The organism is Sphingomonas aestuarii (genome assembly GCF_054457155.1).
This window is the reverse complement of sequence record NZ_JBTKVV010000002.1, coordinates 14,792-40,736: the sequence shown is the minus strand read 5'-3', so window position 1 is coordinate 40,736 and position 25,945 is coordinate 14,792. Positions and strand designations below refer to the sequence as shown.

The following is a 25,945-nucleotide window of genomic DNA, read 5'->3' as shown; positions in this document are numbered from 1 at the left end:
TTAGCTCGCGTCGAGGATGGACTGGAAGGTTTCGCGCGCCACCTGAATGATGCGGCTGGAGGCGTTATAGGCTTGCTGAAAGCGGATCAGATCGACCGCTTCCTCGTCCAGATTGACTCCCGATACCGAATCGCGCGCGGCGATCGCATTGTCGTGGATCGCGGCCTGCGCGCTCGCCACCGATCGGCGCCCGGCGAGTGTCGTTGCATTGCCGACGGCCAGCCCGGTGGCGCGGTCTTCGAGTGCGCTCGACCGGCGAAAGGATTCGAGCGCGACCAGGTTGCCATTGTCGCGCACCCCGCCGCCCGGCGACGACGCGGCGATGCCGCGCGGACCCGCAAGCACCATGCGGAAATCGGAAGCGTCGGCGCCCATCGCGAACATCGGCGCGCCGGGATTGCCGTCCAGATCCTCGCCGCCCGCCTGGATCGCGTTGATCCCATCGGCCAGGTCGCGCGCCATGACGTTCAGCGCGTCGATCGCGTCGCCGATGCGCTGGGCGCCTTCGACCAGACCGGATAGCGCGCCGCCGCGCGGATGCAGCGTGTCGAAACTGCCGGCGCGTTCGACGGTGAAGCCCAGCGCGCCGTCCGACCGCGATGCGCGGACGAAGCCGGTTTCCGCCAGTTCGACCAGCACCGGGCCGGTCGATCCGCCCGCACGGACGGTGGCGAGGCCGCGCTGGTCGATCTGAACGTCGATGTCGGTCAACTGGCTCATCGCGCCGAGCAGCCGGTCGCGTTCGTCGAACAATTGCGCCTGAGCCGCCGTGCCCGGACCAACCCGAGCCAGCGCGACATTGGTCTTGGCCACCTGTTGCGACAGGTCGTTGAGCTGGCCGACGCTCGCCTGCGCGGTGCCGTCGAGATCCGCCATCGCGGCCGACAAGGTTGAGTGCGTGCCCTGGATCGACGTGGCGAGCGCGGTCGCCGCCTCGACCATCGCGGCGCGCGGGGCGCCCGATGCGGGGTCGGCGGCAAGCGTGCTGGCGCTGGCGTAGAACCCCGTCATGCGCGCGGGCATGTCATAGCCGGTCAGCGCGCTTTCGATGCGCTCCAGCCACTGGACGGAGGCATTGCTGCGCGCGAGTTCCGCGCCGGTGAAACGGGTTTCGGCGACGCGAAAGGCGTCGGTCTGCCGGTCGATGCCGGTGACGCGGACGCCGTAACCCGACAATTGCCCGCTCATCGTCGCGTTCGCCGACGCGGAGGAGACGATCTCGCCGACGGTCGCGGTGCGGCGCGAATAGCCCGCCGCGCCCGCATTGGCGATATTCTCCGACACGGTGGTCAGCGCGGTCTGATAGGCGCGAACGCCCGTCGACCCGATGGCGAGCAGGTTGGTCACGGGGTAGCCGTGCCTTCAGCGCCGTCGATCAAAGTCGGCTGAGCCTTCGACAGAAAGTCGGTCATCGCCTTGCCGATTCCGATCGGTGTGGTGCTTGCCATCGTCTCCGCCAGCTTCTGGTCCTGCATGTCACGAAACTGTTCGACCGCCTTGGTGTCGAACAATCCCTCACCCAGCGAAGCCTTGCGCATCGAGGTTAACATCATGTTGACGAAGATCGCCTCGAACCGTTCGCCCGCGGCTTTCAAATTCTCCGCCGACGCCAGCCGCGACGTGTCGCCCGCGACGCCGTCGAGGCGTAGCGACTGGCTGGCGGCAGGATTCAAGCTGGGAAGGTTCATGCCGCCGGTCATCACAGGATCACCAGTTCGGCCTTGAGCGCGCCCGCTTCCTTCAGCGCTTCGAGGATCGCGACCAGATCGGCCGGGCTCGCGCCGATGGCGTTCACCGCCTTGACCACATCGGCGAGGCGCGGGCCGGGCTCCAGCAGGAACATGGGATTGCGCTCTTCCTCTACAGTGACTGCCGATTGCTGTTCGATGGCGGTCTGGCCGTTGGCAAAGGGCTGGGGCTGGACCACGCGCTCGCTCTCGTCGATCCGCACCGTCATCTTGCCGTGGCTGACGGCGGCGGGCGCGACGCGCACCGACTGGTTGATGACGACGGTGCCGGTGCGGGCATTGACGATCACGCGGGCAGGCGCTTCCGCCGCCTCGACCGCGATATTCTCGACCATGCTCATCATCGCCACGCGCGCTTCGTTGCCCGGCGGTGCGTTGATCGCCACCGACACCCCGTCGACCATGCGCGCGACGCCCGAACCGAAGCGACCGTTGATCGCATCCGCCACGCGCTGTGCGGTGGTGAAGTCCGATTTGGTCAGGTTGAACGTCAGATAGGGGGTGTTGGCAAAGCCGGTATCGACCATGCGCTCGACCGTCGCACCTTCGGGAATACGGCCGCTGGTCGGGATGTTGACCTGGACCTTCGACCCGTCTGCGCCTTCCGCTCCCAGACCGCCGATCGCCAGGCTGCCCTGCGACATCGCATAGATCTGGCCATCGGCACCGATCAGCGGGGTCAGGATCAGGCTGCCGCCCCGCAGGGATTTCGCCTTGCCCAGCGCGGCGATCGTCACGTCGATCTTCTGCCCCGCCTTGGCAAAGGGCGGCAGTTCGGCGGTGATCATGACGACGGCGGCGTTCTTCAGTCCCGGATTGACGCCGGGCGGCAATTGCAGGCCGAACCGGGAGGTCGCGGCCTTCACCGACTGGACGGTATATTCGAGGTTGTCGTCCCCCGTCCCCGCCAGACCGACGACGATGCCGTAACCGGTCAGCTGGTTGGTGCGGACGCCCTGAAAATGGCCCAGATCCTTGATCCGCTGGGCGGAGGCGGGCGTGGCGACGAGCGCCGCGAATGCGGCGGCGATCGAAAGAAGGGTGCGAAACATCGTATCGGTCCCCATCAGAACGGGCTGATGACTTGGAAGAAGCGGCTGAGCCACCCCTGACGGCTGGCGCGGGCGACGTCGCCCTTGCCGGTATAGGCGATCTGGGCGTCGGCCACGCGGGTCGATGCGACGCGGTTGTTCGCGTCGATGTCCGCCACGCGGATGATCCCCTTGATCTGCACGAATTCGTCGCCGCGGTTAAGCGTGACACGCTTCTGCCCCTGAACCAGCATGGTGCCGTTGGGATAGACCTCGGCTACGGTCACGCTGACTTCGCCCGACAGGGCATTGGACTGGTCGGCGGTGCCCGCGCCGTTGAAGCCGCGCTTGCCGCTCATCGCAATGTCGCTGGGCAGGAATTGCGCCAGGTTGCCGGTCGATGGCGGGATCAGGCTGAACCCGCCGCCGCTGTCGAGCTTCGTCCCTGCCGATTTGGACGCCACGGTGCGTTCGACCAGCACGATCGTCAGCGGATCGCCGACCCGGCGCGCGCGCGTGCCTTCGTGATAGGCGGCATAGCCCTGATCGACCTGAAAGATCGACCCGTTGGCGGGTGCGGCGACCGGCTGTGCGACCGGCACGACCGTTGCGGAGAAATCCTCCTTGGGCTTTTTCTTGCCGAACAGCTGCGCGTGGGCGGGGCTGGCCGACGCGGCGAACACGATCGTCGCGAGCGCGCCGATGGCGAGGCCGGATGCGAATTTCATCAATCCGGTCCCTTTAGAGCTGCTGGTTGACATATTTGAGCATTTCGTCGGTGGCCGAGATCATCTTGGAATTGACCTCGTACGCGCGCTGGGTTTCGATCATGTCGACCAGTTCCTCGACGACGTTGACGTTCGATCCCTCGAGCATCCCCTGGCGAACATTGCCGCGACCATCGAGGCCCGCGATGCCCAGCGCAGCGGCGCCGGATGCCCCGGTTTCGATGAGGAAATTGTCGCCGGTGGGCTGGAGTCCGGCCGCGTTCGGGAAGGTCGCGATCTGGATCTGGCCGATCTCGGCGGCCTCGGTCTGGCCGGGGACCATTGCCGACACCGTACCGTCCGACCCGATCGTCACCGACGTCGCGCCTTCGGGGATCGTGATGCCGGGCATCACCTGATACCCCTCGGCGGTCACCATCATCCCTTCGGCCGAGCGGGTAAAATTCCCCGCGCGGGTATAGCCGAGCTGCCCGCCGGGAAGCTGGACCTGAAAATAGCCTTCGCCGTCGAGCGCGAGGTCGAGCGCGTTGCCCGTGGTGTTGAGCGACCCTTGCGTATTGATCGTCGCCGTCCCCTGAACGCGGACACCGGTGCCGAGATTGAGGCCGGTCGCATAGCGCGTCTCATTGGTGCTTGGCGCGCCGGCGGCGGTCACCACCTGATAGGCGAGCGTTTCGAACGAGGCGCGGTTGCGCTTGAACCCCGTCGTGTTGACGTTCGCCAGGTTGTTTGAAATCGTCCGCATGCGCATGTCCTGGGCGTCGAGCCCGGTGCGCGCGATGTGCATTGCCGCACTACCCATGACCTATTCTCCTTAACCCGGCAGGCGCATCAGCGATGCGCCCCCTTCGTCCATCTTGCGCGCCTCTTTCAGGAGGTTCGCCTGTACTTCGTAACCGCGCTGGTTCTCGATCATGTCGACGAGCGCCTGCGTCAGGTTAACGTTCGATTGTTCGAGCGACCCCGACTGAACCCGCGCTTCCATGTCGTCGGGCAGCACCCCGCCGCCGCGCACATGAAGCAGATTGTCGAGGCCCTTGACCGTGTCCGAGCCTTGCGTGGAGGCCAGTTTGATCCTGTCGATAATCTGCGGATCGGTGCCCGGCGCCGCGCCCGGAGGCACGATCGACACGGTGCCGTCTTCGGAAATCATGATCTTTTCGTGCGGAGGCACGGTGATGGGGCCCCCCGACCCCATCACCGGGAAACCGTCGCCGGTTTCCAGCACGCCGGACGCGGCGACGTTCAGGTCGCCCCGGCGCGTATAGGCTTCCGTTCCGTCGGTCGCCTGAACGGCGATCCACGAATCCGACTGCACGGCGATGTCGAGTGGACGGCCGGTCGCCATGATCGCGCCTGCGCGGCGATCGGCGTCGATCACCTCTGCGGTGGCGGGCGCACGGGTTTCGAGCGGCTGGCCTTTCAGCATCATCCGCTCGAAATTCACGCGATCCGCGCGAAACCCGGTGGTCGATGCGTTGGCGATGTTGTTGGCGATCGCCGCCTGGCTCGCCATCCGGGCCTTGAGCCCCGACATCGCCGTATAGACCAGCCTGTCCATGTCCTATCCCCCCGTCGTCGTTTCGATCAGGCGCGGATGTTCAGGATCGACTGCGAGATCTGGCTCGACGTATCGAGCGCCTTCGCATTCGCCTGGAACGCGCGCTGCGCGGCGATCAGGCCGACCAGTTCCTCGGTCATGTCGACGTTCGACCCTTCGAGCATCGACGACATCAGCGAACCCAGGCCCTTTTCGCCGGGCGAGCCGAGCGACACTTCACCGGCCAGCCCGGTTGCGGCCCAGTTCGAATTGCCCAGCTGACGCAGGCCCGATGGATTGGGGAAGTTGGCAAGCACCACCTTGCCCAGCGCCTGGCTTTCGCCGTTGGAGAAGCTGGCGAAGACGGTGCCGTCGCTGCCGACAGTCACGCCCTGCAACTGGCCGACCGCGGCGCCGTCCTGGCTGCGCGCATTGACGTTGAAGGCTTGTGCGAGCTGGGTCGATCCGGTCAGGTCGAGCGACAATGCCTGTTCGATGGTCGATCCCCCCAGGCCGACCGCCGCGAACTGGGTCGGTCCCGCGGGTGCGGTCATGACGCCGTTCGTGTCGAAGCTCATCGTGATCGGCTGCGGATTGGCGGCGTCCACGCCCAGCTGACGGTCGCCGACGAAGCTGTAGACCTGCCATTCGCTGGTCGGCGTGCCGCCGCCCGCTGCCTGGGTGCGGACGAAATATTGGGTCATGGTCAACGCGTTGCCGCTGGCGTCATAGATCGTCGTCTGCGTCGTCTGATTGTAGGTCGAAGGATCGAACCGGTCGAACGCTCCGGTCTTGACCGCGGCATTGGCCGACAGATTGACGTTGAGCGCGGTGGCAGCCGTCGCAACCGGCGTGCCGCTGGTCGCGGGCAGGCGCAGCGCAATCGTCTGGTCGAGGCCGCTGGCGATGACCGCGCCCGAACCGTCGACCGGGAACACCTGAACCTTGGCACCCTGCGCGTCGGTTACGTAACGGTCGTTATCGACCATGAAGCTGCCGTTGCGGGTGAAATTCACCTGACTGCCATCCTGGTTCGGCTTGACCGCGAAGAAACCGTCACCGGCGATGGCGAGGTCGAGCGACGAACCGGTCTGGTTCAGATTGCCTTGCGAGAATTGCTGGCGGATCGCCTTGGTCACGCTGCCCGACCCGATCATCATCGTCGGCGACTGATCCAGGCTCGACGCGATCACGTCGGCAAATTCGGCCCGGCTCTTCTTGAAGCCGTTGGTGGTGACGTTGGCGAGGTTGTGCGAAATCGCCGACATGTCTGTCTGGGCCGCACGAAGCCCGCTGAGCGAAGTGTAGAAGGACATTTTGGTTACTCCGTTAAAGCTCAGCCGACCTTGCGGACGGCGGTGGTGGGAAGCTGGCCGACGCCAGGGATGGTAAGCGTGGGTGTGCCGCTCGGGTCGAGCGACACCGACTGGACCGGCGCCCAGATCAGGCTGCGGGCGGGGACGGTATTCGCCCCCGCAGCCGCAGTGACGTTGATGGTGAAGGGACCTTCGCCCGCCGGATCGCCATTGTCGGTCGATCCGTCCCATTCGTAATCGATGATGCCGGCCTTTTGCGGCCCCAGCGACACGGTCTTCATCACGGCGCCGCTCGCGCCCGTGATCGTCACCTTCACGTCGGTCGCATTGCCGTCGAGTTCGATTGCCCCTGCCACCGTGCCGTTGGTCATCGGATAGTTGGTGGCGCCTTCGACCAGCACCGCGCGCCCGACATAGCCAAGCGCGTCGGACATGCTGGTGCCGCCCAGTTTGTCGGCGATGGCCTTGAGCGTCGACGACATCTCGGTGATGCCCGCCAGCGACGAGAATTGCGCCATCTGCGCGACCATCTGGGTGTTGTCGACGGGATCGAAGGGATCCTGGTTCTGCATCTGCGCGGTCAGCAGTTTCAGGAAATCATTCTGCCCCAGATTCTGCGAACCCAGCGCCGAATTGCCCGTCGTCGTGCCGGTGCGGCCAATGCCCAGATTGCCGATCGCTGCGTCGAAACTCGTCGCCATCATCCACGTCCCAGCTGGAGCGTCTGGGCGATCAGCGACTTGGCCGTCTGCATCACTTCGACATTGTTCTGATAGGTGCGGGCGGCCTCCATCATGTCGACCAGCTCGCGGGTTTCATCGACCGCGCTTTCGAAGACATTGCCGTCGGCGTCGGCCATCGGATGGCCGGGGTCGTAGCGTTTGACCGGGGCCTCGCCCGCGGTGACGATGCGTTCGACATCGACCGTGGCCATGCCCGACGCCGCGTCGAAGCTGGTGCGGAACACCGGCTTCATCGTGCGATACGCGCCCGCTTCGGTGCTCGATACCTGGCCGACATTGGCGAGGTTCGACGCGGTGGTGTTCATCCGCGCGAGCTGCGCCGACATGGCGCGACCCGAAACCTGGAAGATGCTGACCGGATTGCTCATCGTCATTCGCCCTTCAGAGCGCGGGTGATCGTGCTGATCCGCCCGTTGAGAAAGGAAAGCGTCGTCTGATAGGCGACGGCATTTTCGGCGAAGGCGGTCTGTTCGGTGGTCAGATCCACCGTGTTGCCGTCCATCGAAGGCTGAAGCGGCACGCGATATTTGGTCGCGCCGTCCATCGCCCGGTCGATCCCGCCCGCGGCGTTGGCGGACTTGAGCGCCTGGGCGAAGTCCAGATCCTGCGCCTTGTAACCGGGGGTCGATGCATTGGCGATGTTCGACGCCAGCAATCCCATCCGTTTCGAGCGCAGCTGTAGCGCCGTCCCGTGGACGCCGAAGAGCGTGTCGTTGGCCATGTGCAGTCTCCCGCGATTAATGCACGGGTGTTTTCAGCAAAGGCCGTGCCAGTTTGCGAAGAATGGCGGATTTGCGTGGGTTTGAGTAAGGAGGTGGCGCGGGGCGGCAAGATGTTGCCGGGGGCGGCAATGCGTTTGCCGGTGGGTTGCCGCCACCCGTCATTGCGAGCGCAGCGAAGCAATCCAGCGTTGCGGGCGCGTGTCTGGATTGCTTCGCTGCGCTCGCAATGACGATCGAAATGCAAGGCGGGTTGATCACCCCATCTGCAAACTGGCCCGACCCTTGCTTAACCCCGTGCATGATCCAGTCGGTTCAGGCGTTCATCGCCCCCTTTCTCGACCCGCTCGCGTTCGGCATCGTTGCCGGGGGGACGGCGCTTGCGCTGATCCTGCGCACGCCGCTGGGCGATGTCGGGCGGGCGATCGGGGCGCTCAGGACGCTGGGGCGCAAGCGCTTCGACGCCGGGCCGCTCATTACCCAGATCGACGCGCTGTCGCGGATCGCCGCCAAGCACGGCGTGATGACGCTCGACCGGTCGGTCATCACCGATCCCGATCTTGCCGCCGCCATTGCCGATATTGTCGACGGCAAGGACGGCACGACCGTCGCCGCGCATCTTGCCGACCGCCAGAACGCGCGCGCCGAGCGCCACCGCGCCGCATCCGATTTCTGGGCTTCGGCGGCCGAGATCGCGCCTGCGATGGGCATGATCGGCACGCTGGTCGGGCTGGTCCGCATGTTTCTGGCGATGGAGGACGTGACCGCGATCGGCGGTGCGATGGCGATCGCCTTGCTCACCACTCTCTATGGCGCGGTGCTGGCGACGCTTGTCGCGATGCCGATTTCGGCGCGGCTTCGCACACTGGCGCGCCGGGAATATGTCGAGCGCGCGCGGCTGATCGCGCCGCTGGAGGCGCTCGCCAGCCGGGAAGCGCCGCGCTGGCACAAGCGGGCCGAAGCGGCATGACGCTCACCCCCTTCGATACGCAAGACGCGCCCGCCCGCCCGCTCTGGCTGATGACGCTCGCCGATCTCGGCCTGTTGCTGCTCGGCTTCTTTGTTTTCGTCCAAGCCTCGCAGCATCTCGACCCCGCCGCGCTCAGCGCCAGCATTCGCGAAGGGTTCGGCATCGAGGCTGTGGCGACGACGCCCGAACCAGACGCGCCCCCCGTCATCGAACCAGCGATGGCGCAGGAACTGGGGAGCGTCGATGGTTTCGCCTCCGGCAGCGCCGAAATCACGCAGGACACCGCCGCGCTCGCCCGTTGGGTGAGGGGCGCGACCGCCGATCCGCGCACTCGGGTCCGCCTGTCGGCGGGAACGGATGGAACGTCCGGCGACGTCGATCCCGTCACGCGCAGCGCCGCGCTGCTCGCCGCCGACCGCGCGCGCGCCGTCGCCGTTGCCCTGGTCGAAGCGGGCGCGATCGCCCCCGACCGTATCGAATTTGCCGGGGGCGAGGACGCCCCGAAAGGACGCCGCGTCTTGATTGCGATCGGCTTTGCCGGGGACGCGTCCTTGCCCGTTCAAAGGAGAATGCAATGACCCGCTGGATCTGGAGCCTGCCGCTGCTGCTGGCTGCCACCCCCGCTGCCGCGCAGGCGAAGTTTCAGGACACCGCGATGCTCGACATGGCGGTCGCGCAGTTCACCGGTCAGGCGATCGGGATGGAGGGCGGCGCGCGCACCGCGGTCGATCGTCGTTTGAAACTTGCCGCCTGCCCGCTGCCGCAGGTCGAATGGCGCTCGCCCGCCCAGGACGCGGTCGTCGTGCGGTGCATGACGCCGGTGTGGCGCATCTATGTGCCCGTTATGGCAGAGCCGCGACCCGTTATGCAGCAGTCCGCGGCGATGACCGTCGCCGCCGCGCCGTTGCGCGCCGAACCCGTCATCAAGCGCGGCGATCCGGTGACCGTCGCTGCGGGCACCACCGGCTTTTCGATCACCCGCGACGGCATCGCGATGGGCGACGCCGCACCGGGCGCGCGCTTCATGGTCCGCGTCGATCCGTCGAAGCCGCCGATTCAGGCCGTGGCGATCGAGCCGGGCCGGGCGACGCTGCCGGGCTGGGCGAACTGACGTTCGGCACCGCTCCTAATTTTTTCCTAAAGTTTATTCGGTCGGGGTCGTTTTTGGTGGGGAACGCAAACATGCAGGAACCGAAACATGGTGGACCCCGTCGGCCCCAGGCCCGTCAAACCGAGCGACTCCGTCGCTGCGGTGACGCGCGCCTCGGCGACGCAGCGGCCCCCGCAGGATTCGACAACCGATCTCGAGCCGCATTCGGCGCGGATCACCGCGAAGGAACTCGCCGCCAAGCCACCGGTCGATGCGATGCGCGTCGACGCGCTGCGACGCAGAATCGCCGACGGATCTTATCGGATCGACGCGAGTGCGATTGCCGACCGGATGCTGGCCATGAAATCCGAATGGGTGGCCAATGACCCGGCGTGACGCCCTGATCCGCGTGATCGACTGCCTCCACGCCGAAATCGCGGCGCTGAAGGCGAACGATGTCGCCGCGCTGGAAACCGCGACCGCTGCCAAGCTGTCGGGGATCGAAACGCTTGCCGCCAACGACGACGAAGCGCCGCACAGCGCCGAAATCCGCGCGCTGGCAGAGGAAGCGCACCGGTTGAACGAAACCGCGCGCATCTATGTCAACCTGATGGCGGCAAATGTCCGCCGTCGGCTGCAAATGCTTGCCGGGGAAGCCGGGCAGACCTGGCGCGGCGGGGGCATGGGCGCCTACGCCTGATGCGGACAACCGGCTGAACGATCAACTGGCACGATAATTGCTGATCGCTGTCCGATATGGATAGCCACGGCAAGAAATTATGAGCGTGACCAAGGTAGCGGCGGCAACCGGCGTCCAGTCGGCGATCGCAACCGCGAGCCGCAAGACCGGCGTTGATTTCAACTATCTGCTGGGTCAGGCGCAGGTCGAAAGCGGAATGCGCGCCAATGCGCGCGCCGCGACCTCCAGCGCCACCGGACTTTATCAGTTCATCGACCAGAGCTGGCTGGGCGTCGTAAAGAAGCACGGCGCGGCGCACGGCATCGGCTGGGCCGTCGACGCGATCCAGTCGAACGGCAATGGCCGCTTCACCGTATCCGACGCCGCCACCCGCCGCGCGATCCTCGACCTGCGCAACAATCCGCAGGTCGCCTCGCTGATGGCCGCCGAACATGCCGCCGACAACAAGGCGTCGCTCGAAGGGTCGCTGGGGCGCGGGACCACTGGCACCGACCTCTATATGGCGCATTTCCTTGGGCTGGGCGGGGCCAAGCAATTCCTGTCGGCAATGCAGGACAATCCCGACCGCACTGCCGCATCGATGTTCCCTGCCGCCGCGCGCGCCAACCGTTCGATCTTCTACGCCTCGAACGGCCAGCCGCGTTCCTTGTCGGACATTTATGGCCGCTTCGCCGACAAGCTCGATCGCGGTGCGGCGGCGGTCGGCGCGACCGGCCTTGCCTCGGGCGGGATGCCTGCTTCGGTCGGCGGTCTCAAGTTCGACCACGCGGTCGAGGTCGTGCTGGGGAGCGAAAGCGATGCGGGCGACCGCGACTGGCTCGCCTCGACGCTCGACCGGTTCGCGCAGCGTTCGCCCGCCTCAGGCGGCAACCCGGCGAACCCCGACGCGCCGGACCGCGCATCGATGCTCCGCCCGACGCCCGCCACCGCGCGGCTCGCCTATCTGATGCTCGCCCGTCTCGGAGCCTGACGCCATGACGTTCCTCGATCGTGCCAAGGGCGGTGCCGGGCCATTGTTCCGCTCGGGCGCGTTGCCGGCCGCCATCCTGCTGCTCGTCGTGCTGATGGTGGTGCCGATCCCGGCGTTCATGCTCGACATCTTCTTCATCACCAACATCATGCTGTCGATCGCGGTGCTGATGGTCGCACTCAATGCGCAAAAGCCGCTCGACTTCTCGGCCTTTCCGACCGTGCTGCTGTTCGTCACCCTGTTTCGCCTGGGCCTGAACGTCGCGTCCACCCGCGTGGTGCTGGGGTCGGGGCATGAGGGGTCGGACGCGGCCGGCCATGTGATCGAGGCGTTCGCCAGCTTCATCATCGGCGGCGATTACGTCGTCGGGCTGCTGGTGTTCGCGATCCTCATCATCATCAACATGATCGTCGTCACCAAGGGTGCGGGCCGCGTGTCCGAAGTCTCGGCGCGCTTCACCCTCGATGCGTTGCCGGGCAAGCAGATGGCGATCGACGCCGATCTGAACGCCGGGCTGATGACCCCCGACGAAGCGCGCGCGCGCCGCGTCGAGGTGGCGACCGAAGCCGATTTCTACGGTGCGATGGACGGTTCGTCCAAATTCGTGAAGGGCGATGCGATCGCAGGCCTGCTGATCCTGTTCATCAACATCGTCGGCGGCCTCATCATCGGCCCCGTCAGCCACGGGCTGAGCCTGTCCGAAGCCGCCGAAGTCTATATCAACCTGTCGGTCGGCGACGCGCTGGTCGCGCAGGTGCCGGCGCTGCTGCTGTCGATCGCCGCCGCCGCGATCGTGACGCGGGTGTCGTCGGCCAAGGATTTGCAGGGCCAGATCGGCAGCCAGTTCAATTCGCATCGCACCTGGGCACCGGTATCGGGCATCCTCGTGCTGCTCGGCCTGCTGCCCGGCATGCCCGCGCTCATCATCATGCCCGCCGCTGCCGGGGCCGGGTACATGGCGTGGCGCATGTACAAGGTGTCGCAACTGCCGCCACCGCCCGAACCCGCAGCACCACCCGCCGACCTGTCGAAGATCGGCTGGGACGAGGTGACCGACAACATGCAGGTGATGTTCGACATCGGTTACGGCCTCGTGCCGCTGGTCGACGAGCGCAAGGGCGCGCCGCTGATGGGTCGCATCACCGGGGTGCGCCGCCAATTGTCGAAGGATCTGGGCTTCGTCGTGCCGCAGGTGCGCGTGCGCGACGACATCAATCTCGCGCCCTTTACCTATCGCATCGTCATCAACGGCGTGGTGGTCGGCGAGGATCAGGCGTCGCCCGACGAAATGCTCGCGCTCGATACCGGCCAGGCGGTCGCCCCCATTCGCGGCAAGGAAGCCAAGGATCCGACCTTCGGCCTCGACGCGCGCTGGATTTCCAGCGCCGACGCCGATGCGGCCACGGCGGCGGGCTATCTGGTGGTCGATGCGGGCACCGTGATGGCGACGCATCTGAACCAGCTGCTCATCCAGAACGCCGCCGATCTGCTCGGCCCCGACGAAGTCCAGTCGCTGCTCGACGGATTGAAGGACCGCGCCGGGCAGTTGGTCGCCTCGCTCTGCCCGCAACCGGTGTCGCTGACCACGCTGACGCAAGTGCTGCGCGCGCTGCTCGCGGAGAACATCCCCTTGAAGGAATTCCGCCGCATCGCCGCCGCCATCGCGAGCGCCGCGCAGAAAACATTGGACGCCGACGAAATCGTCGAGACGATCCGCCCCGAACTCGGCCCCCTCATCATCCAGAAACTGTGCGGCGTGCGCGAGCCGCTGCGCGTGATGACGCTGGAAGGTCAGCTCGAGGCGTTGCTCGGCCAGGCCGTGCGTTCCGACCCGTCGCGCCGCCACACGATCGAACCCGATCTGGGCCGCCGCATCGTCGATGCATTGCAGCGCGCCGCGCAGCCTTTGGTGGGCGAGGCCAAGCCGTTCGTCCTCGTCGTCCAGCCCTCGATCCGCATCGCGATCCGCAAGCTGGTCAAGACCGTGCTGCCCGATACGCCGGTCATGAGCTTCTTCGAAGTGCCCGAGGACAAGTCGGTCGAGGTCGTCGCCGTCATCGGCGCGCCCGAGGCGATTCCCGCATGATGCCGCTCCGCCACCCCGTCGTCGGCGAGCCGCTGACCTACACGCCCGCACAAGGCCCGCGCGATACCGAGGCACTGGTGCGCCAGCACCTCCCGCTGGTGCGCCGCATCGCCTGGCACGTTCACGGCGCAATGAGCAGCATCGTCGAGGTCGAGGATCTGATCCAGATCGGCGTCGTCGCGCTGGTCGAAGGCTGCACCAGCTTCGAGGATCGCGGGCAGGTCACGCTCGACCAGTATCTCAACACCCGTATCCGCGGCAGCATGATCGACGAATTGCGTCGTCAGGCGACGATGACGCGCGGCGCGATGCGGCGGCGCAAGGCTTACGGCCAGGCGGTCGCATCGCTTACCCAGTTTCTGGGCCGCGCGCCCGACGATGCCGAAATCGCGCAACGGCTGGGCGTGGACCTCGACAAGCTGCGGACCGATTATGCGGGCGCCGAAGCCGTGCGGTTCGACTCGCTGGACGACGTCTATGCGGACGACGCGCCGTGGTTCATGGACGACACGCCCGACGCGTTCGAGGCGCTCGCCGACAGCGAGCTGCGCGAAACGCTGGTGGGGGCGATCGGCGACCTGCCGACGCGCGAGGCGCAGGTGATCCAGCTCTATTATGTCGAGGAATTGAACCTTGAGGAAATCGGCCAGGTGCTGGGCGTCGGATCGGCGCGGGTCTGCCAGATCAAGAAAGCCGCGCACGACCGGCTGAAACGCGCATTGCAACGCCGCCTGAGCTGACCGCGCACAAATCTTGCCCGCGCGACCGTTCCCGCCTAGCCCTGTCGCAACAATGCGCTCGGCCTGAGCGCCGGTGGCAGATAGGGGAACGGACGATGCGGCGTTGGATGGCGGGCTGTGCAGCGATTGCGTTGGCAACATCGGCGAGCGCACAGGATGCGCCGCGCCCGATCGAATATGATGTCAGCTTCGAAAACGCGGTTCACAACGAAGCGCGCATCACCGTCACCGTGTCCGACCTTCCATCGGAACCGGTGCGGTTTCAGATGTCCCGGTCGTCGCCCGGTCGTTACGCGATCCACGAATTCGCCAAGAACGTCTATGCGGTCAGCGCCAGGGACAGCCGCGGACGCGATCTGCCCATAACCCGCACCGATCCCTATGGCTGGACCGTCGCCAAGCACGACGGCACCGTCACGATCACCTATACCTTGTTCGCCGATCGCGCCGACGGCACCTATGCCCAGGTCGATCCTACCCACGCGCATCTCAATATGCCCGCGACCTTCCTGTGGGCGCAGGGGCAGGACGCGCGCCCGATCACCGTCCGATTCCGGCCCGCGAACAACCGGTGGAAAGTCGCGACTCAACTGGTCCCCACCAGCCGTCCCTGGACGTTCGGCGCGCCCGATCTGCAATATTTCATGGACAGCCCGACGACGCTCGCCGACCATGACGTCCGCGAATGGCAGGTCGACGATCGCGGCACCCCCCGCACGATCCGGCTGGCGGTCCATCACAATGGCGCGGAAAGCGAGGTCGATCGCTTCACCGACATGGCGAAGAAAGTCGTCGACGAGCAGATCAAGGTGTTCGGCGGCGACGTCCCCGATTTCGACCACGGCGAATACACGTTCATCGCCGCTTATGTGCCGCAGGCGTCAGGCGACGGGATGGAGCATCGCAACTCGACCATCCTCACGGCAAATCGCGGGCTGGCGGAGGCCAATTATTCGCAGATCGGCACGTTAAGCCACGAATTCTTCCACGCCTGGCTGGTCGAACGGTTGCGCCCCGCCGAACTCGAACCCTTCGACTTTACCCGTGCGAACCCTACGCCCAGCCTGTGGTTCGCCGAAGGCTTCACCAGCTATTACGGGCCACTGACCATCGCGCGCGCTGGGGTGTGGAGCGTCGACGAATATCTCGCCGACCTCAGCCGTGCGCTGAACTACACGCTCAACCGCCCCGGCAGACGCTATCACGGGCCGATGGAGATGAGCCTGCGCGCGCCCTTCGTCGATGCCGCAACCGCGATCGATCCGCGTCAGGACCACATCTTCACCAGCTATTATCTCTATGGCGCGGTGATCGCCGCGGGACTTGACCTCGCGCTGCGCCAGCGTGGCACCACGCTCGACCACTATATGCAGACGCTGTGGCGCAGTCATGGCGTCACCGAACGGCCGTTCGTCACCGCCGACCTGAAAGCGGCGCTGGCGACCGTGACCGACCAGCGATTCGCCGACAGCGTCTTCGCGACCCAGATCGAGGGGTCTCAGCTGCCCGACTTCGCGCCGTTGCTGGCGCAGGCGGGCCTGGTGCTGCGTCCGGCCAATCCGGGTCGTGCCTGGGTCGGCCCGACGCCGGTGCGGGGCGATGCAAGCGGCGTGACGGTCGCCGGTTATCCCGCGCCGGGCACGCCGCTTTACGACGCCGCAGTCGGTGCGGGCGCGCGAATCACCGCGCTGGGCGGCAAGCCGATCGCGAGCGAAGGCGACTGGACCACCGCGCTCGCCGCGCGCAAGCCGGGCGAGCGGGTGGAGATCGCGTTCACCCATCTCGGCCAGGAGCGCCGCGCGACGATGACGCTGGCGGCGGACCCGACGCTGGAAGTGGTGCGGACCGAGGCCGTCGGAGGGACGCTGACGCCCGCCCAGGCGAAGTTTCGTGGCGCGTGGCTGGGCGCGCAGCCGTGATGACCGCCCCTATCAGACCAAGGTTGAAGGAGAGACGACGATGGCAGGACTGACACTCCCCGTGACGCTGAGTGCAGCGGCGGCATGCGCGTTCATCAACCTGTGGCTGGCAATGCGAATCGGGGCGATCCGGCGCGCGGAGAAGATCAGCATCGGCGACGGCGGCAACGAACGGCTGACGGCGCGGATGCGTGCGCAACTAAACTTTGCGGAATTCGCGCCGATCGTGCTGATCCTGCTCGCGCTGACCGAACTGGCTCGCGGGGCGAGCATCGGGCTTTGGGTCACGGCGGCGGCATTCGTTCTGGCTCGGATCGCGCATCCGATCGGGATGGACGGCAACATGCCTGCGCGGGGATTCGGGATCATCGTGTCGCTGGCGGTGACGGCGGGACTGGCGATCTATGCCATCGTTATCCTCGCGAGCGGCAGCGCGAGCAATGTCGCGATACCCCTGCCACCTGCAATGGGGTGAACTCAGTCGGAAAACCCGCTCAGGAAACTGACCACATTCGCGCCCAGCGCATCGACCGCATAACCGCCTTCCATCACCACCAGGGTCGGCAGGCCCAGCGCGACGATGTCCGACGCCATGTCGGCGTAATCGGAGGTGCGGATCCTGAAATGGGAAATCGGATCGCTCTCGAACGTGTCGGCGCCGTAGGAGACGATCAGCGTTCGAGCGCCGAACGCCGCGATCGCCTCAATCGCCGTTGCCAACGATCCACGATAGCGGGCGAAATCGGTCCCGCGTGGCAGCGGCAGGTTGAGCGTCGCGCCCTCCCCCGCGCCTGTGCCGCGCTCGTCGGCATGGCCCCAGAAGAAGGGATAGTCGGTCGCCGGATCGGCGTGCACTGACGCGAAGAACACGTCGCTGCGCTCCAAGAAGATATCCTGCGTGCCGTTGCCGTGGTGATAATCGACGTCGAGGATCGCGACCGGTCCGGCGCCCGCATCCACCGCCGCCTGCGCCGCAATCGCCGCATTGTTGAGGTAACAATAGCCGCCGAGATAGTCCGCGCCCGAATGATGGCCCGGCGGGCGACACAGCGCGAAGCTCGATCGCGCGCTGCCGTCGAGCAGCGGTTGCAACGCCGTCAGCGCGGTCTGCACGCCCCAATAGGCCGCGTCCCAGGTCTCGGGCGTGATCGGCGTCCCCGCATCATAGCTGTATCGTCCGAGCAAGGCGTCGATTCGCGACAGGGTTAGCGGACGACGCCCGACCACCGGCCAGACATAGCCGACCGCGCTCCCTTCGCGCCCCGCATCCCGCCACATCGCATTCGCCGATCGCAGGAAATCGAGATAGCCGGGTGAATGCACCGCCCGGATGGGATCGATCCCGAAATCGCGCGGCGGGGTCGTGTCGCCGATCGCGGCAAGAATGCTCTCCGCGCGTGACGGCACATCGGCATGCGGCGCCCAACTGCCATTGTGCAGTTCCTGCGCGGGGGCGTGGGCCAGCTGGCGGGGATCGAAGATTTTGAGCATGAGAACTCCCTATCGCCGTTCGTTTCGAGCGAAATCGAAAAACGCGACCCGTGCGCCTAGCCCGTGTTTCTCGACTTCGCTCGAAACGAACGGGGAATGAATAGGCTAACCCGCCAGCGCCGCATCTGCGACGAACGGGTTGCTCCGCCGCTCATGCGCGAAGGTCGACATCGGGCCGTGCCCCGGAATGAAGGCGGTGTCGTCGCCCAGCGGCCACAGCCGCGTGACGATCGCATCGATCAGGTCCTGATGATTGCCCATCGGGAAATCGGTTCGTCCGATCGAACCCTGAAACAGCACGTCGCCGACGATCGCCAGTTTCGACGCCGGGTGATGGAACACGACATGGCCCGGCGTGTGGCCGGGACAGTGATAGACGTCGAGCGTCAGATCGCCGACCGTCACCGTATCGCCCTGAACCAGCCAGCGGTCGGGTTCGAACACCGCGCCGCGGATGCCGTAATTCTTCCCGTCTTCATCCAGCCGCGAAATCCAGAAGCGGTCGGCTTCCTCCGGCCCTTCGATCGGCACGCCCAGTTCCTTGGCCAGCGTGCCCGCTTCGCCGCAATGGTCGATATGGCCGTGGGTGAGCAGGATCTTTTCGATGGTGACCCCGTGTTGCGCCATCGCCGCCTTCAGCCGCGGCAAGTCGCCGCCGGGATCGACGAAGGCCCCGCGCATCGTTTTCGTGCACCAGATCAGCGAGCAATTCTGCTGGAGCGGGGTGACGGGGACGATCGCGGCGCGAAGCGGGGGCTGTTCCATGAGAGGCGACATAGGCGGCGGGGCGGTGGCTCGCAATGCGCGTCCCGCCTGCTCACCCGCCCGCGCGGGAAAGCACGAGCGACGTTCGAGGGGTTGAAGCGCACGCGCAAGCGCGGCATCGACGATCCGATGGGGCCGATCACCGCCGATAGACCGTTCGTCCTGCTTGACGACGCCCGACCCGGCGGCGGACCGGCGCGGCTTTACGTCGAACCCGTCAAGCAATTGGAAGCGAAGGCCCCCGACGAAGTGCCCGACCTGATGTCGCGGTTGCGGCAGGCCGCTCGCGACGGCCTCCATGCCGCAGGGTGGCTCGGCTATGGCGCGGGACCGGCGTTCGAGCCGACCGGTGGCCCCGTCGCACCGGGGCCGCTTCCGGTCGCCTGGTTCGGACTGTTCGAGGGCTATCGCGAGATCGCCAATGCCGACGTGGCGGCGCTGCTGCCCGATCCGGCAGGCGCATGGGTAGGCGCGCCGCAGCCGCTCGTCACGCGCGACGCCTATTTCGCGGCGGCGGCGCAGGTCGCCGATTACATCGCCGCAGGCGACATCTATCAGGCGAATCTGACCTTTCAGGCGCGCCTTGCGAGCGAAGGCGATCCGATCACGCTCTATGCCGCGATCCGGGCGCGCGCGCAGGCCCCGTTCGGCGCCCTGCTGTGGACCGGGGCGGCGTGGCTGCTGTCCTTCTCCCCCGAACTCTTCTTCGCGCTGGAGGACGGCGAGCTTCGCGCCCGCCCGATGAAGGGCACCGCGCGCCGGGATAGCACCCCCGACGCCGACCGCGCAGCGATCGAAACCCTCCGCAACGATCCCAAACAGCGCGCCGAAAATCTAATGATCGTCGACCTGCTGCGCAACGACCTCAGCCGCATTGCCGTGCCGGGCAGCGTGCGGGTGCCCGAGCGGTTCGTGGTCGAAACCTATCCCAGCGTGCATCAGATGGTCTCGGGCATCACCGCCACGCTCGCCCCCGACCGCGACGCAGTGGACGCCATCGAAGCCTTGTTCCCCTGCGGTTCGATCACCGGCGCGCCCAAGGTCCGCGCCATGCAGGTGATCGAGGCAGTCGAAAACGGCGAGCCGCGCGGCCCCTATACCGGCGCGATCGGACGCCTCGACCCGAATGGCGACGCGATGTTTAACGTCGCGATCCGCACCTTGTGGGCGGCGGACGGCGACGCGTTCCGGATGGGCCTCGGCTCGGGCGTCGTCGCCGATTCTCGCGCCCATGAGGAATGGTCCGAATGCCTGGCGAAGGGCGCATTCGTTACCGCCGGGCAGCGCGGATTCGACCTGATCGAGACGATGGCGTTCGATCCGCGCAGCGGCATCGTGTTGCTCGAACGCCATCTGGAACGGATGAAAGCGAGCGCGCGCGCCTTCGGCTACGAATTCGACCGCCACACCGCGCGCAACGCGCTTCAGGTGGCGAGTTTTCGCCTGCTCGCCCCGGCGCGCATCCGGTTGCTGCTTGCGAAAAGCGGGGCGATCGCGATCGAGACCGGCGCGATGCCGCCCCCGCCCACCGGCCCGGTCGAGGTGGCGATCGCGCCGCTGCCGGTTGCAGAGCGCGATTTCCGGCTGAACCACAAGACTACCGATCGCGGCTTCTACGACGCGGCTCGCCGGGAAGCGGGCGCGTTCGAAGTGGTCTTTGTCACGCCTGACGGACGGCTGACCGAAGGCAGCTTCACCAATCTGTTCGTCGAGCGGGATGGTGTGTTGGTGACGCCGCCCGCGCCCGGCCTGCTGCGCGGCGTGTTGCGCGACGAATTGCTCAGCACCGGTCGCGCGGTCGAAGGCGTGCTGACCGCCGCCGACCTCGCGCAAGATTTTTACATCGGAAACGCGCTTCGCGGGCTGATGATTGCGCGAATGGTTGCGCCGCAGCACTGCCCGCGCTAACGGCTCGACCGCTTGCTCCTCCAGCGAAACGGGCCACCTGAACCATGCAGACCTCCGCCGCGCTCGGCCGTATCCAGCCTTCGCCCACGCTCGCCGTCACCGCGCGCGTCAACGAGCTGAAACGCCAGGGGATCGAGGTGATCGGGCTGGGCGCGGGCGAGCCCGATTTCGACACCCCCGATTTCGTCAAGGACGCCGCGATCGAAGCGATCCGCGCAGGCCAGACCAAATACACCAATGTCGATGGCACGCATGAATTGAAGGAGGCCATCGCCGCCAAATTCGCCCGCGACAACGGCCTGACCTACACCCCCAGCCAGATCAGCGTGAACGTCGGCGGCAAGCATACGCTGTTCAACGCGTTCGTCGCGACGATCGACGCGGGTGACGAGGTGATCGTGCCCGCGCCCTATTGGGTCAGCTACCCCGATGTTGTGCAATTCGCGGGCGGCAAGCCGGTGTTCATCGCGGCGGGCGCCGATCAGGGGTACAAGATCACCCCCGAACAGCTCGACGCCGCGATTACCGCGCGGACGAAATGGGTGATCCTCAATTCGCCGTCAAACCCCACCGGCGCGGGCTATACCGCCGACGAACTGCGCGGGCTGGGCGCGGTGCTCGAGCGCCACCCGCATGTGTGGGTGTTCACCGATGATATGTACGAACACATCGTCTATCCGGGCTTCGACTTCGCGACGATCGCCAGCGTCTGTCCCAATCTCTACGAGCGCACGCTGACGGTGAACGGCTGTTCGAAAGCCTATGCGATGACCGGCTGGCGGATCGGCTTTGCGGGCGGCGACGAGCGGCTGATCAAGGCGATGGCCAAGCTCCAGTCGCAATCGACCAGCAACCCCTGCTCGATCGCACAAGCCGCTGCGGTCGCCGCGCTGAACGGCGACCAGTCGTTCCTGGCGGAGCGCAACGCCGCCTTCCAGCGCCGCCGCGACCTGGTGGTTGCCGCGCTGAACGAAATCGACGGGATGACCTGTCCGACGCCCGAAGGCGCCTTCTACGTCTATCCCGAATTGTCCGGCCTGATCGGCAGGACGACGCCCAAGGGCAAGCGCATCGACAGTGACGAGGATTTCGTCGCCTATCTCCTCGACGAGGCGCGCGTCGCGGCGGTTCAGGGCGCTGCCTTCGGCCTCTCCCCCGCCATGCGGATCAGCTATGCGACCAGCGACGAGGCGCTGAACGAGGCGTGCGCGCGGATTCAGGGAGCCTGCAAGGCGCTTTCCTGAGGCCCCTTATTGTATGGGCTGATGGTTACACGGGCCGATAGGCCGGACTATATTCGGACCATATTCGATCCGAGGGGCCAAGCGATGCGATTGTCAGGGCAAGTCAGGCCGATCAGCCAGTTGAAGGCAGATGCCGCCGCGATCCTCGCCCGGCTCGCCGAACGCGGCGATCCGGTCGTGATCACCCAGAATGGCGAGGCGAAAGCCGTGTTGCAGGATCTCGCCAGCTACGAAGCAACGCAGGAAACGCTTGCGATGCTCAAGCTGCTGGCGCTCGGTGCACAGGACATGGCAGCGGGCGACATGCGCGATGCTCGCGACGCGGTGGCTGTGCTCCGCGCGCGTTGATCCGGTAGCGAGCGATACCGCGTTGCGATGAGCGTAGGCGCGCAGGGCGATCTCGCGGACATCCACCGCTGGATCGCCGACGATCGCGGCATCGACGCGGCGGAATCCTCTCTCGACGGCGTCATTGAACGGATCGACGCACTGGAACTTTATCCGCTCCGCGGTCCCGTCCCGCGAGAGATTGTGGGGCTCGACATGGACCTGTTCCGCCAGTCGCCGATGGGACCTTACCGCCTGATCTATCGCGTCGATCCGGCGCAGGTGACCATAGTGATGATCGCGGACGGTCGTCGCGACCTGCAATCGCTATTGGCCACCCGGCTGTTGTCGCGACGAACCCGACCGCCAGATGAACGACCGCCCAAGCGATGGTTCAGCTAGGCTGCATTAAATCTATCCCTCCAAATGCGGATGCGCGCATCCCATCTCTTGCCCGACACGTAGCTGATCGGGTGACGATGACGGGGTCGGCATTTGCGGCTCGTTAATCACTTGCCCGATAAGGGGATGGACCATGCGGACGATCAAGCGCACCGGATTCTTCCGGCATTTCATCGGCGGTTTCGCGCTCGGCGCGGTGGCGCTGGTCGGCGTGCAGCTGACGCACAATGTCGATGCGCCCGCGCCCGTGGACTATACCCAGTCGGCAGTGGTGACGCCGGTCGGCTGATGCCGTCCCCGTTTCGTCCGGTTTTGCGACAGGACCGACGATGACCTATATGCCAACCATGAAGACGATCCTTGCCCTGGGCGGCGCGGCCGCGCTTGCTGCCATCGCCCTCACCGGTGCGCCCGCGTCCGAACGCGCGGTGCCGATCCCGGCGCCCAAGATGGACGTGAAGCCTGAGGGTAAACTTCAAACCGCGGTATTCGCGGGCGGCTGTTTCTGGGGCACCGAAGCGGTGTTCGAAGCGGTGAAGGGCGTGCGATCGGTCACCAGCGGCTATGCGGGCGGCACGAAAGCGACCGCCAATTACAAGCAGGTCGCAGCTGAGGCGACCGATCATGCCGAGGCGATCCGCATCGTCTATGATCCCGCGCAGGTCAGCTATGGCACGCTGCTCCGGGTGTTTTTCTCGGTCGCCCACGATCCCACCCAGTTGAACCGGCAGGGACCGGATGTCGGGCGCAGCTATCGCTCGGCGATCTTTCCGCAGGGCTCGGCACAAAAGCTGGTCGCCGAACGCTACATCGCGCAATTGGCCGCGGCAAAGGCGTATCCGCGCCCGATCGTGACGCGGATCGAAAGCGGCACCTTCTACCCGGCCGAGGAATATCATCAGGACTTCATGCGCAAGAACCCCGCGCATCCCTACATCCTGCGCTGGGACAAGCCCAAGCTGGCGGCGTTCAAGGCCGGGTTTCCGAGCCTCGCGAAATAGTTGGCTGTCCTCCTGTGAAAGCAGGAGTGCTGGATTTCGCGCGCGATCTTGACTGCCAACGCTCCTGATTTCGCAGGAGTACAAGTCCTTATTTCGCCTTGTGCATCACCCAGCTGACATGCGCGCCACCTGCGGGCGCGGTGCCGGTCAGCACGATCTGGCTGGTCGCGCGCGGGCGACCGTCGAAGCCGATCCACAAACTGTCCTCGATCGACAGCGCCGCGTCCTTCGCGCGGAATTGCCAGAGCCCGCCGCCGGGCAATCGCAGGAACGCCGCCAGCCCGTCGGCGGTCGGCGAAGCCTGAACCCCCGCGCCCAGATGAAACCGGATCGCGAAGGGCACGTCGCCCCGCTTGCGCTTGCGGCCCGACGGCAACAGCATATCCTCACCGCGCACGTCGCCGCCATCCTTCGACAGCGTGACCTGACGCCGGTGGATCAGGCCGAAACGGCGGACATAGCCGTCATGGCTCGCCTCGATCCGAGCGGCATTCTCGCCCTCGTGGCGACTCAGCTCGATCTCACCCACGCCCTTGCCCAATGTCCCGTCGGGATGGATCGCGGTCGAATTGCTGTCCGCCAACGTCAGCGTCGAATGCGCGGCGGTGGTGCGCAGCCCGGCGGCGAGCGCCGGGGGCACGATGACATGCGCCTGACGCCCGCCCCCGCAATTGACGATGACGCGCGCCGGACCGTCCGAAAATTCGAACGCCAACGTCGATGCGCAGCCGCCTTCCGCGACTCGTGCCAACGGCGGGGGGGCGGCGTCCATGATGAGCACCGATTTGCCGCCGACCAGCCGCTGATACCCCCATTCGCGTGCCTGACGCAGGGGTCGGACGCGCGCGCCCGAGGCTTCGACGCATTGCGCGATCATCTCGCCCGATATGGGCGCCGCACCCTGCCAGCTCGAAAGGCCGCCATCGCCGTGACACACGCCCAGCATCGCCGCGACGAGGCTGTCGATCGCGCCCTGCAACCGCTCCGGCGGATCGAGGCGACGCGCGGCATAGCATTCGCGCACCATCGTCAGCAGCATCACCATGTCGCGCTGCGACGCGGGCGATCGCCCGATGGTGCCGCCATCGTCGAACATCGCGCCGTCGATCGCGCGGAACAGCCCGGCCTCGCACCACCCGCGGCGGGGATCGCCGCCAGGAATCATCAGCCCCGATGCCATGATCCCGCACCAGGCGGCGACGCGCGGCAGCCCCTCGGGCGCCTTGTCGGCGGTGCGTTCCAGATGGCGGCTGCCGCGCGCCAGCGTGTTGAGCACCTTCGATCGATAGATCAGGTCGCTCGACGACAGGATCAGCGGAGCGTGCGCGATCCAGAACAGCATCCGCCGCCCCCACAGGTCCGCGCGCCATGCGGGATCGGACACCTTGTCGGCGTGCGCGGCGAGCCATTGCCGCATGATCGCCTCCGCGATCGGCACCGCATTGGCGCGCGTCGTCACGCTCGACAGGTCGCGCAGCCATTCGAAGCTGTGCAGATAGTCGCCGAAACGGGCCGAAAAACTGGGGCGGCTCAGGTTCAGACCGCTCAGATTCTGCGTCTCGCCCAGATGGCTGACCATGCCGTCGAGCAGCGCCTGGCCGCGCGCCACATCGCCGAAGAACGGGTCGTCGGCGACCGCGATCAGTTTGAGCGGATAACGCCCGCGCAACCGCACGCTATGCAGCGGCGTCCGCCATGCCAGCCGTTGCAGACGCTCGGAAATCCGCTCGGCCAGCGACAGTCCCCTGTCGCCGCCGCTGCGGATCAGCCGCTTGCCCTGGTCGATCCCGTCGGCGCCGGGACCGTCCTCGGGCGGGGTTGTCACGCGCCTCTCAGCGCGGCGATGTTGTCGGCATAGGCGCTGGGGCCGCCGGTAAAGGTCGCGGTCCCCGCCACCAAAGCGTCGGCCCCCGCCGCGATCACCCGCGGCGCGGTATTGCGATCGACGCCGCCATCCACCTCAAGATCGATGTCGCGCCCGCTATCGTCGATCATCCGCCGCAGCGCCTCGATCCGGCCCAACTGGCTGTCGATGAACTTCTGCCCGCCAAAGCCCGGATTGACGCTCATCACCAGGATCAGGTCGAGCAGGTCGATGACCGGGGCGACCATTTCCAGCGGGGTTGCGGGATTGAGCACGATCCCCGCCCGCTTGCCCAGTGCATGGATCGTCTGGAGCGTGCGGTGCAGGTGCGGCCCCGATTCGGGATGGACCGACAGGCAATCGGCACCCGCCTCGGCAAAGGCCTCCAGATACGGGTCGACCGGCGCGATCATCAGGTGAACGTCGAACGGCTTGGTGGTGTGCGGGCGCAGCGCTTTCACCACTGCCGGGCCGATGGTGATGTTGGGGACGAAATGGCCGTCCATCACATCGACGTGAATCCAGTCCGCGCCGGCGGCGTCGATGCTGCGAACCTCCTCCCCCAGCTTCGAAAAATCGGCGGAGAGGATGGACGGCGCGATGCGGACGGGTTTGGCGGGCATGGACCGATCCTCTAGCATGT

Annotated in this window: 30 protein-coding genes; 16 read left to right on the top strand and 14 right to left on the bottom strand. The window is 66.4% G+C overall.

The features are described 5' to 3' along the window. The 10 genes from flgK to flgB are packed head-to-tail and all read right to left on the bottom strand — an operon-like array spanning position 1 to position 7,827. Entirely contained in the window at positions 1–1,347 is a 1,347-nt protein-coding gene (gene flgK / locus ACX0GZ_RS03400; protein WP_458813400.1) for a flagellar hook-associated protein FlgK, read from the bottom strand. After that, positions 1,344–1,688 carry a rod-binding protein gene (locus ACX0GZ_RS03395; RefSeq protein ID WP_458813398.1) on the bottom strand — a complete coding sequence of 115 codons (345 nt, stop codon included), beginning with the start codon at positions 1,686–1,688 and terminating at the stop codon, positions 1,344–1,346. The genes flgK and ACX0GZ_RS03395 overlap by 4 nt, the downstream gene beginning before the upstream one ends. Before the next feature lie 11 nt (positions 1,689–1,699). Next, positions 1,700–2,800, bottom strand: coding sequence for a flagellar basal body P-ring protein FlgI (locus ACX0GZ_RS03390; protein WP_458813396.1), 1,101 nt, complete (start codon positions 2,798–2,800; stop codon positions 1,700–1,702). A gap of 14 nt (positions 2,801–2,814) precedes the next feature. Next, on the bottom strand, positions 2,815–3,507 hold the full coding sequence (locus ACX0GZ_RS03385; RefSeq protein WP_458813394.1) for a flagellar basal body L-ring protein FlgH: 693 nt from the start codon (positions 3,505–3,507) through the stop codon (positions 2,815–2,817). A 13-nt stretch (positions 3,508–3,520) separates the two neighbouring features. Further along, on the bottom strand, positions 3,521–4,309 hold the full coding sequence (gene flgG, locus ACX0GZ_RS03380; RefSeq protein ID WP_458813392.1) for a flagellar basal-body rod protein FlgG: 789 nt from the start codon (positions 4,307–4,309) through the stop codon (positions 3,521–3,523). Between the two features lie 12 nt (positions 4,310–4,321). Beyond that, on the bottom strand, positions 4,322–5,068 hold the full coding sequence (flgF, locus tag ACX0GZ_RS03375; protein WP_458813390.1) for a flagellar basal-body rod protein FlgF: 747 nt from the start codon (positions 5,066–5,068) through the stop codon (positions 4,322–4,324). A 26-nt stretch (positions 5,069–5,094) separates the two neighbouring features. Further along, on the bottom strand, positions 5,095–6,363 hold the full coding sequence (locus ACX0GZ_RS03370; RefSeq protein ID WP_458813388.1) for a flagellar hook protein FlgE: 1,269 nt from the start codon (positions 6,361–6,363) through the stop codon (positions 5,095–5,097). Positions 6,364–6,383: 20 nt separating this feature from the next. Continuing rightward, on the bottom strand, positions 6,384–7,064 hold the full coding sequence (locus ACX0GZ_RS03365; protein ID WP_458813386.1) for a flagellar hook assembly protein FlgD: 681 nt from the start codon (positions 7,062–7,064) through the stop codon (positions 6,384–6,386). Further along, the gene (gene flgC, locus ACX0GZ_RS03360) at positions 7,064–7,474 is read right to left on the bottom strand and encodes a flagellar basal body rod protein FlgC (protein WP_458813384.1); all 411 of its coding nucleotides are present in this window, start codon (positions 7,472–7,474) and stop codon (positions 7,064–7,066) included. Before flgC ends, ACX0GZ_RS03365 begins: the two co-directional genes overlap by 1 nt. 2 nt (positions 7,475–7,476) lie before the next feature. Next, the gene (gene flgB / locus ACX0GZ_RS03355; RefSeq protein WP_458813382.1) at positions 7,477–7,827 is read right to left on the bottom strand and encodes a flagellar basal body rod protein FlgB; all 351 of its coding nucleotides are present in this window, start codon (positions 7,825–7,827) and stop codon (positions 7,477–7,479) included. A gap of 299 nt (positions 7,828–8,126) precedes the next feature. Between flgB and ACX0GZ_RS03350 the strand changes: the two genes are divergently transcribed. The 10 genes from ACX0GZ_RS03350 (at position 8,127) to ACX0GZ_RS03305 (ending at position 16,775) form a co-directional block, all read left to right on the top strand. Further along, on the top strand, positions 8,127–8,795 hold the full coding sequence (locus tag ACX0GZ_RS03350) for a motility protein A (protein ID WP_458813380.1): 669 nt from the start codon (positions 8,127–8,129) through the stop codon (positions 8,793–8,795). Next, positions 8,792–9,373, top strand: a complete 582-nt coding sequence (locus tag ACX0GZ_RS03345) for a flagellar motor protein MotB (RefSeq protein ID WP_458813378.1) — start codon at positions 8,792–8,794, stop codon at positions 9,371–9,373. Before ACX0GZ_RS03350 ends, ACX0GZ_RS03345 begins: the two co-directional genes overlap by 4 nt. Continuing rightward, positions 9,370–9,906, top strand: coding sequence for a flagella basal body P-ring formation protein FlgA (locus ACX0GZ_RS03340; protein WP_458813375.1), 537 nt, complete (start codon positions 9,370–9,372; stop codon positions 9,904–9,906). Before ACX0GZ_RS03345 ends, ACX0GZ_RS03340 begins: the two co-directional genes overlap by 4 nt. Positions 9,907–9,993: 87 nt before the next feature. Further along, positions 9,994–10,281 carry a flagellar biosynthesis anti-sigma factor FlgM gene (gene flgM, locus ACX0GZ_RS03335; RefSeq protein WP_458813373.1) on the top strand — a complete coding sequence of 96 codons (288 nt, stop codon included), beginning with the start codon at positions 9,994–9,996 and terminating at the stop codon, positions 10,279–10,281. Continuing rightward, positions 10,268–10,585: a flagellar protein FlgN gene (locus tag ACX0GZ_RS03330; protein WP_458813371.1), complete on the top strand. Its 318-nt coding sequence runs from the start codon at positions 10,268–10,270 to the stop codon at positions 10,583–10,585. Before flgM ends, ACX0GZ_RS03330 begins: the two co-directional genes overlap by 14 nt. 79 nt (positions 10,586–10,664) lie before the next feature. Beyond that, positions 10,665–11,555, top strand: coding sequence for a lytic transglycosylase domain-containing protein (locus tag ACX0GZ_RS03325; protein WP_458813369.1), 891 nt, complete (start codon positions 10,665–10,667; stop codon positions 11,553–11,555). Between the two features lie 4 nt (positions 11,556–11,559). Further along, positions 11,560–13,641: a flagellar biosynthesis protein FlhA gene (gene flhA, locus ACX0GZ_RS03320; RefSeq protein ID WP_458813367.1), complete on the top strand. Its 2,082-nt coding sequence runs from the start codon at positions 11,560–11,562 to the stop codon at positions 13,639–13,641. Then, on the top strand, positions 13,638–14,381 hold the full coding sequence (locus ACX0GZ_RS03315; RefSeq protein ID WP_458813365.1) for a FliA/WhiG family RNA polymerase sigma factor: 744 nt from the start codon (positions 13,638–13,640) through the stop codon (positions 14,379–14,381). The genes flhA and ACX0GZ_RS03315 overlap by 4 nt, the downstream gene beginning before the upstream one ends. 95 nt (positions 14,382–14,476) lie before the next feature. Beyond that, a complete protein-coding gene (locus ACX0GZ_RS03310) occupies positions 14,477–16,300 on the top strand; it encodes a M61 family metallopeptidase (protein ID WP_458813363.1) in 1,824 nt (607 codons plus the stop codon). Further along, positions 16,272–16,775 carry an MAPEG family protein gene (locus ACX0GZ_RS03305; RefSeq protein ID WP_458813361.1) on the top strand — a complete coding sequence of 168 codons (504 nt, stop codon included), beginning with the start codon at positions 16,272–16,274 and terminating at the stop codon, positions 16,773–16,775. Before ACX0GZ_RS03310 ends, ACX0GZ_RS03305 begins: the two co-directional genes overlap by 29 nt. A gap of 2 nt (positions 16,776–16,777) precedes the next feature. Here the strand turns inward: ACX0GZ_RS03305 and ACX0GZ_RS03300 are convergent, their stop codons facing one another. After that, a complete protein-coding gene (locus tag ACX0GZ_RS03300; RefSeq protein ID WP_458813359.1) occupies positions 16,778–17,791 on the bottom strand; it encodes a histone deacetylase family protein in 1,014 nt (337 codons plus the stop codon). Positions 17,792–17,896: 105 nt separating this feature from the next. Further along, positions 17,897–18,556: an MBL fold metallo-hydrolase gene (locus tag ACX0GZ_RS03295; protein WP_458813357.1), complete on the bottom strand. Its 660-nt coding sequence runs from the start codon at positions 18,554–18,556 to the stop codon at positions 17,897–17,899. A gap of 129 nt (positions 18,557–18,685) precedes the next feature. Between ACX0GZ_RS03295 and pabB the strand changes: the two genes are divergently transcribed. The 6 genes from pabB to msrA all read left to right on the top strand — a co-directional run bounded on the left by pabB (position 18,686) and on the right by msrA (position 23,438). Then, positions 18,686–20,464 (top strand): aminodeoxychorismate synthase component I, encoded by a 1,779-nt coding sequence (gene pabB, locus ACX0GZ_RS03290; protein ID WP_458814311.1) that lies wholly within the window; start codon positions 18,686–18,688, stop codon positions 20,462–20,464. A 44-nt stretch (positions 20,465–20,508) separates the two neighbouring features. Continuing rightward, positions 20,509–21,708 carry a pyridoxal phosphate-dependent aminotransferase gene (locus tag ACX0GZ_RS03285; RefSeq protein ID WP_458813355.1) on the top strand — a complete coding sequence of 400 codons (1,200 nt, stop codon included), beginning with the start codon at positions 20,509–20,511 and terminating at the stop codon, positions 21,706–21,708. 84 nt (positions 21,709–21,792) lie between these two features. Then, entirely contained in the window at positions 21,793–22,056 is a 264-nt protein-coding gene (locus ACX0GZ_RS03280) for a type II toxin-antitoxin system Phd/YefM family antitoxin (RefSeq protein ID WP_458813353.1), read from the top strand. Between the two features lie 27 nt (positions 22,057–22,083). Next, the gene (locus ACX0GZ_RS03275; protein WP_458813351.1) at positions 22,084–22,437 is read left to right on the top strand and encodes a type II toxin-antitoxin system RelE/ParE family toxin; all 354 of its coding nucleotides are present in this window, start codon (positions 22,084–22,086) and stop codon (positions 22,435–22,437) included. A gap of 133 nt (positions 22,438–22,570) precedes the next feature. Then, entirely contained in the window at positions 22,571–22,726 is a 156-nt protein-coding gene (locus ACX0GZ_RS03270; protein WP_458813349.1) for a hypothetical protein, read from the top strand. Between the two features lie 40 nt (positions 22,727–22,766). Next, positions 22,767–23,438 (top strand): peptide-methionine (S)-S-oxide reductase MsrA, encoded by a 672-nt coding sequence (msrA, locus tag ACX0GZ_RS03265; RefSeq protein ID WP_458813347.1) that lies wholly within the window; start codon positions 22,767–22,769, stop codon positions 23,436–23,438. A gap of 88 nt (positions 23,439–23,526) precedes the next feature. On the opposite strand, the gene ACX0GZ_RS03260 is transcribed toward msrA, so the two are convergent. Next, positions 23,527–25,263 (bottom strand): heparinase II/III family protein, encoded by a 1,737-nt coding sequence (locus ACX0GZ_RS03260; RefSeq protein ID WP_458813345.1) that lies wholly within the window; start codon positions 25,261–25,263, stop codon positions 23,527–23,529. Then, positions 25,260–25,925: a ribulose-phosphate 3-epimerase gene (rpe, locus tag ACX0GZ_RS03255; RefSeq protein ID WP_458813343.1), complete on the bottom strand. Its 666-nt coding sequence runs from the start codon at positions 25,923–25,925 to the stop codon at positions 25,260–25,262. The genes ACX0GZ_RS03260 and rpe overlap by 4 nt, the downstream gene beginning before the upstream one ends. Positions 25,926–25,945 lie beyond the last annotated feature (20 nt).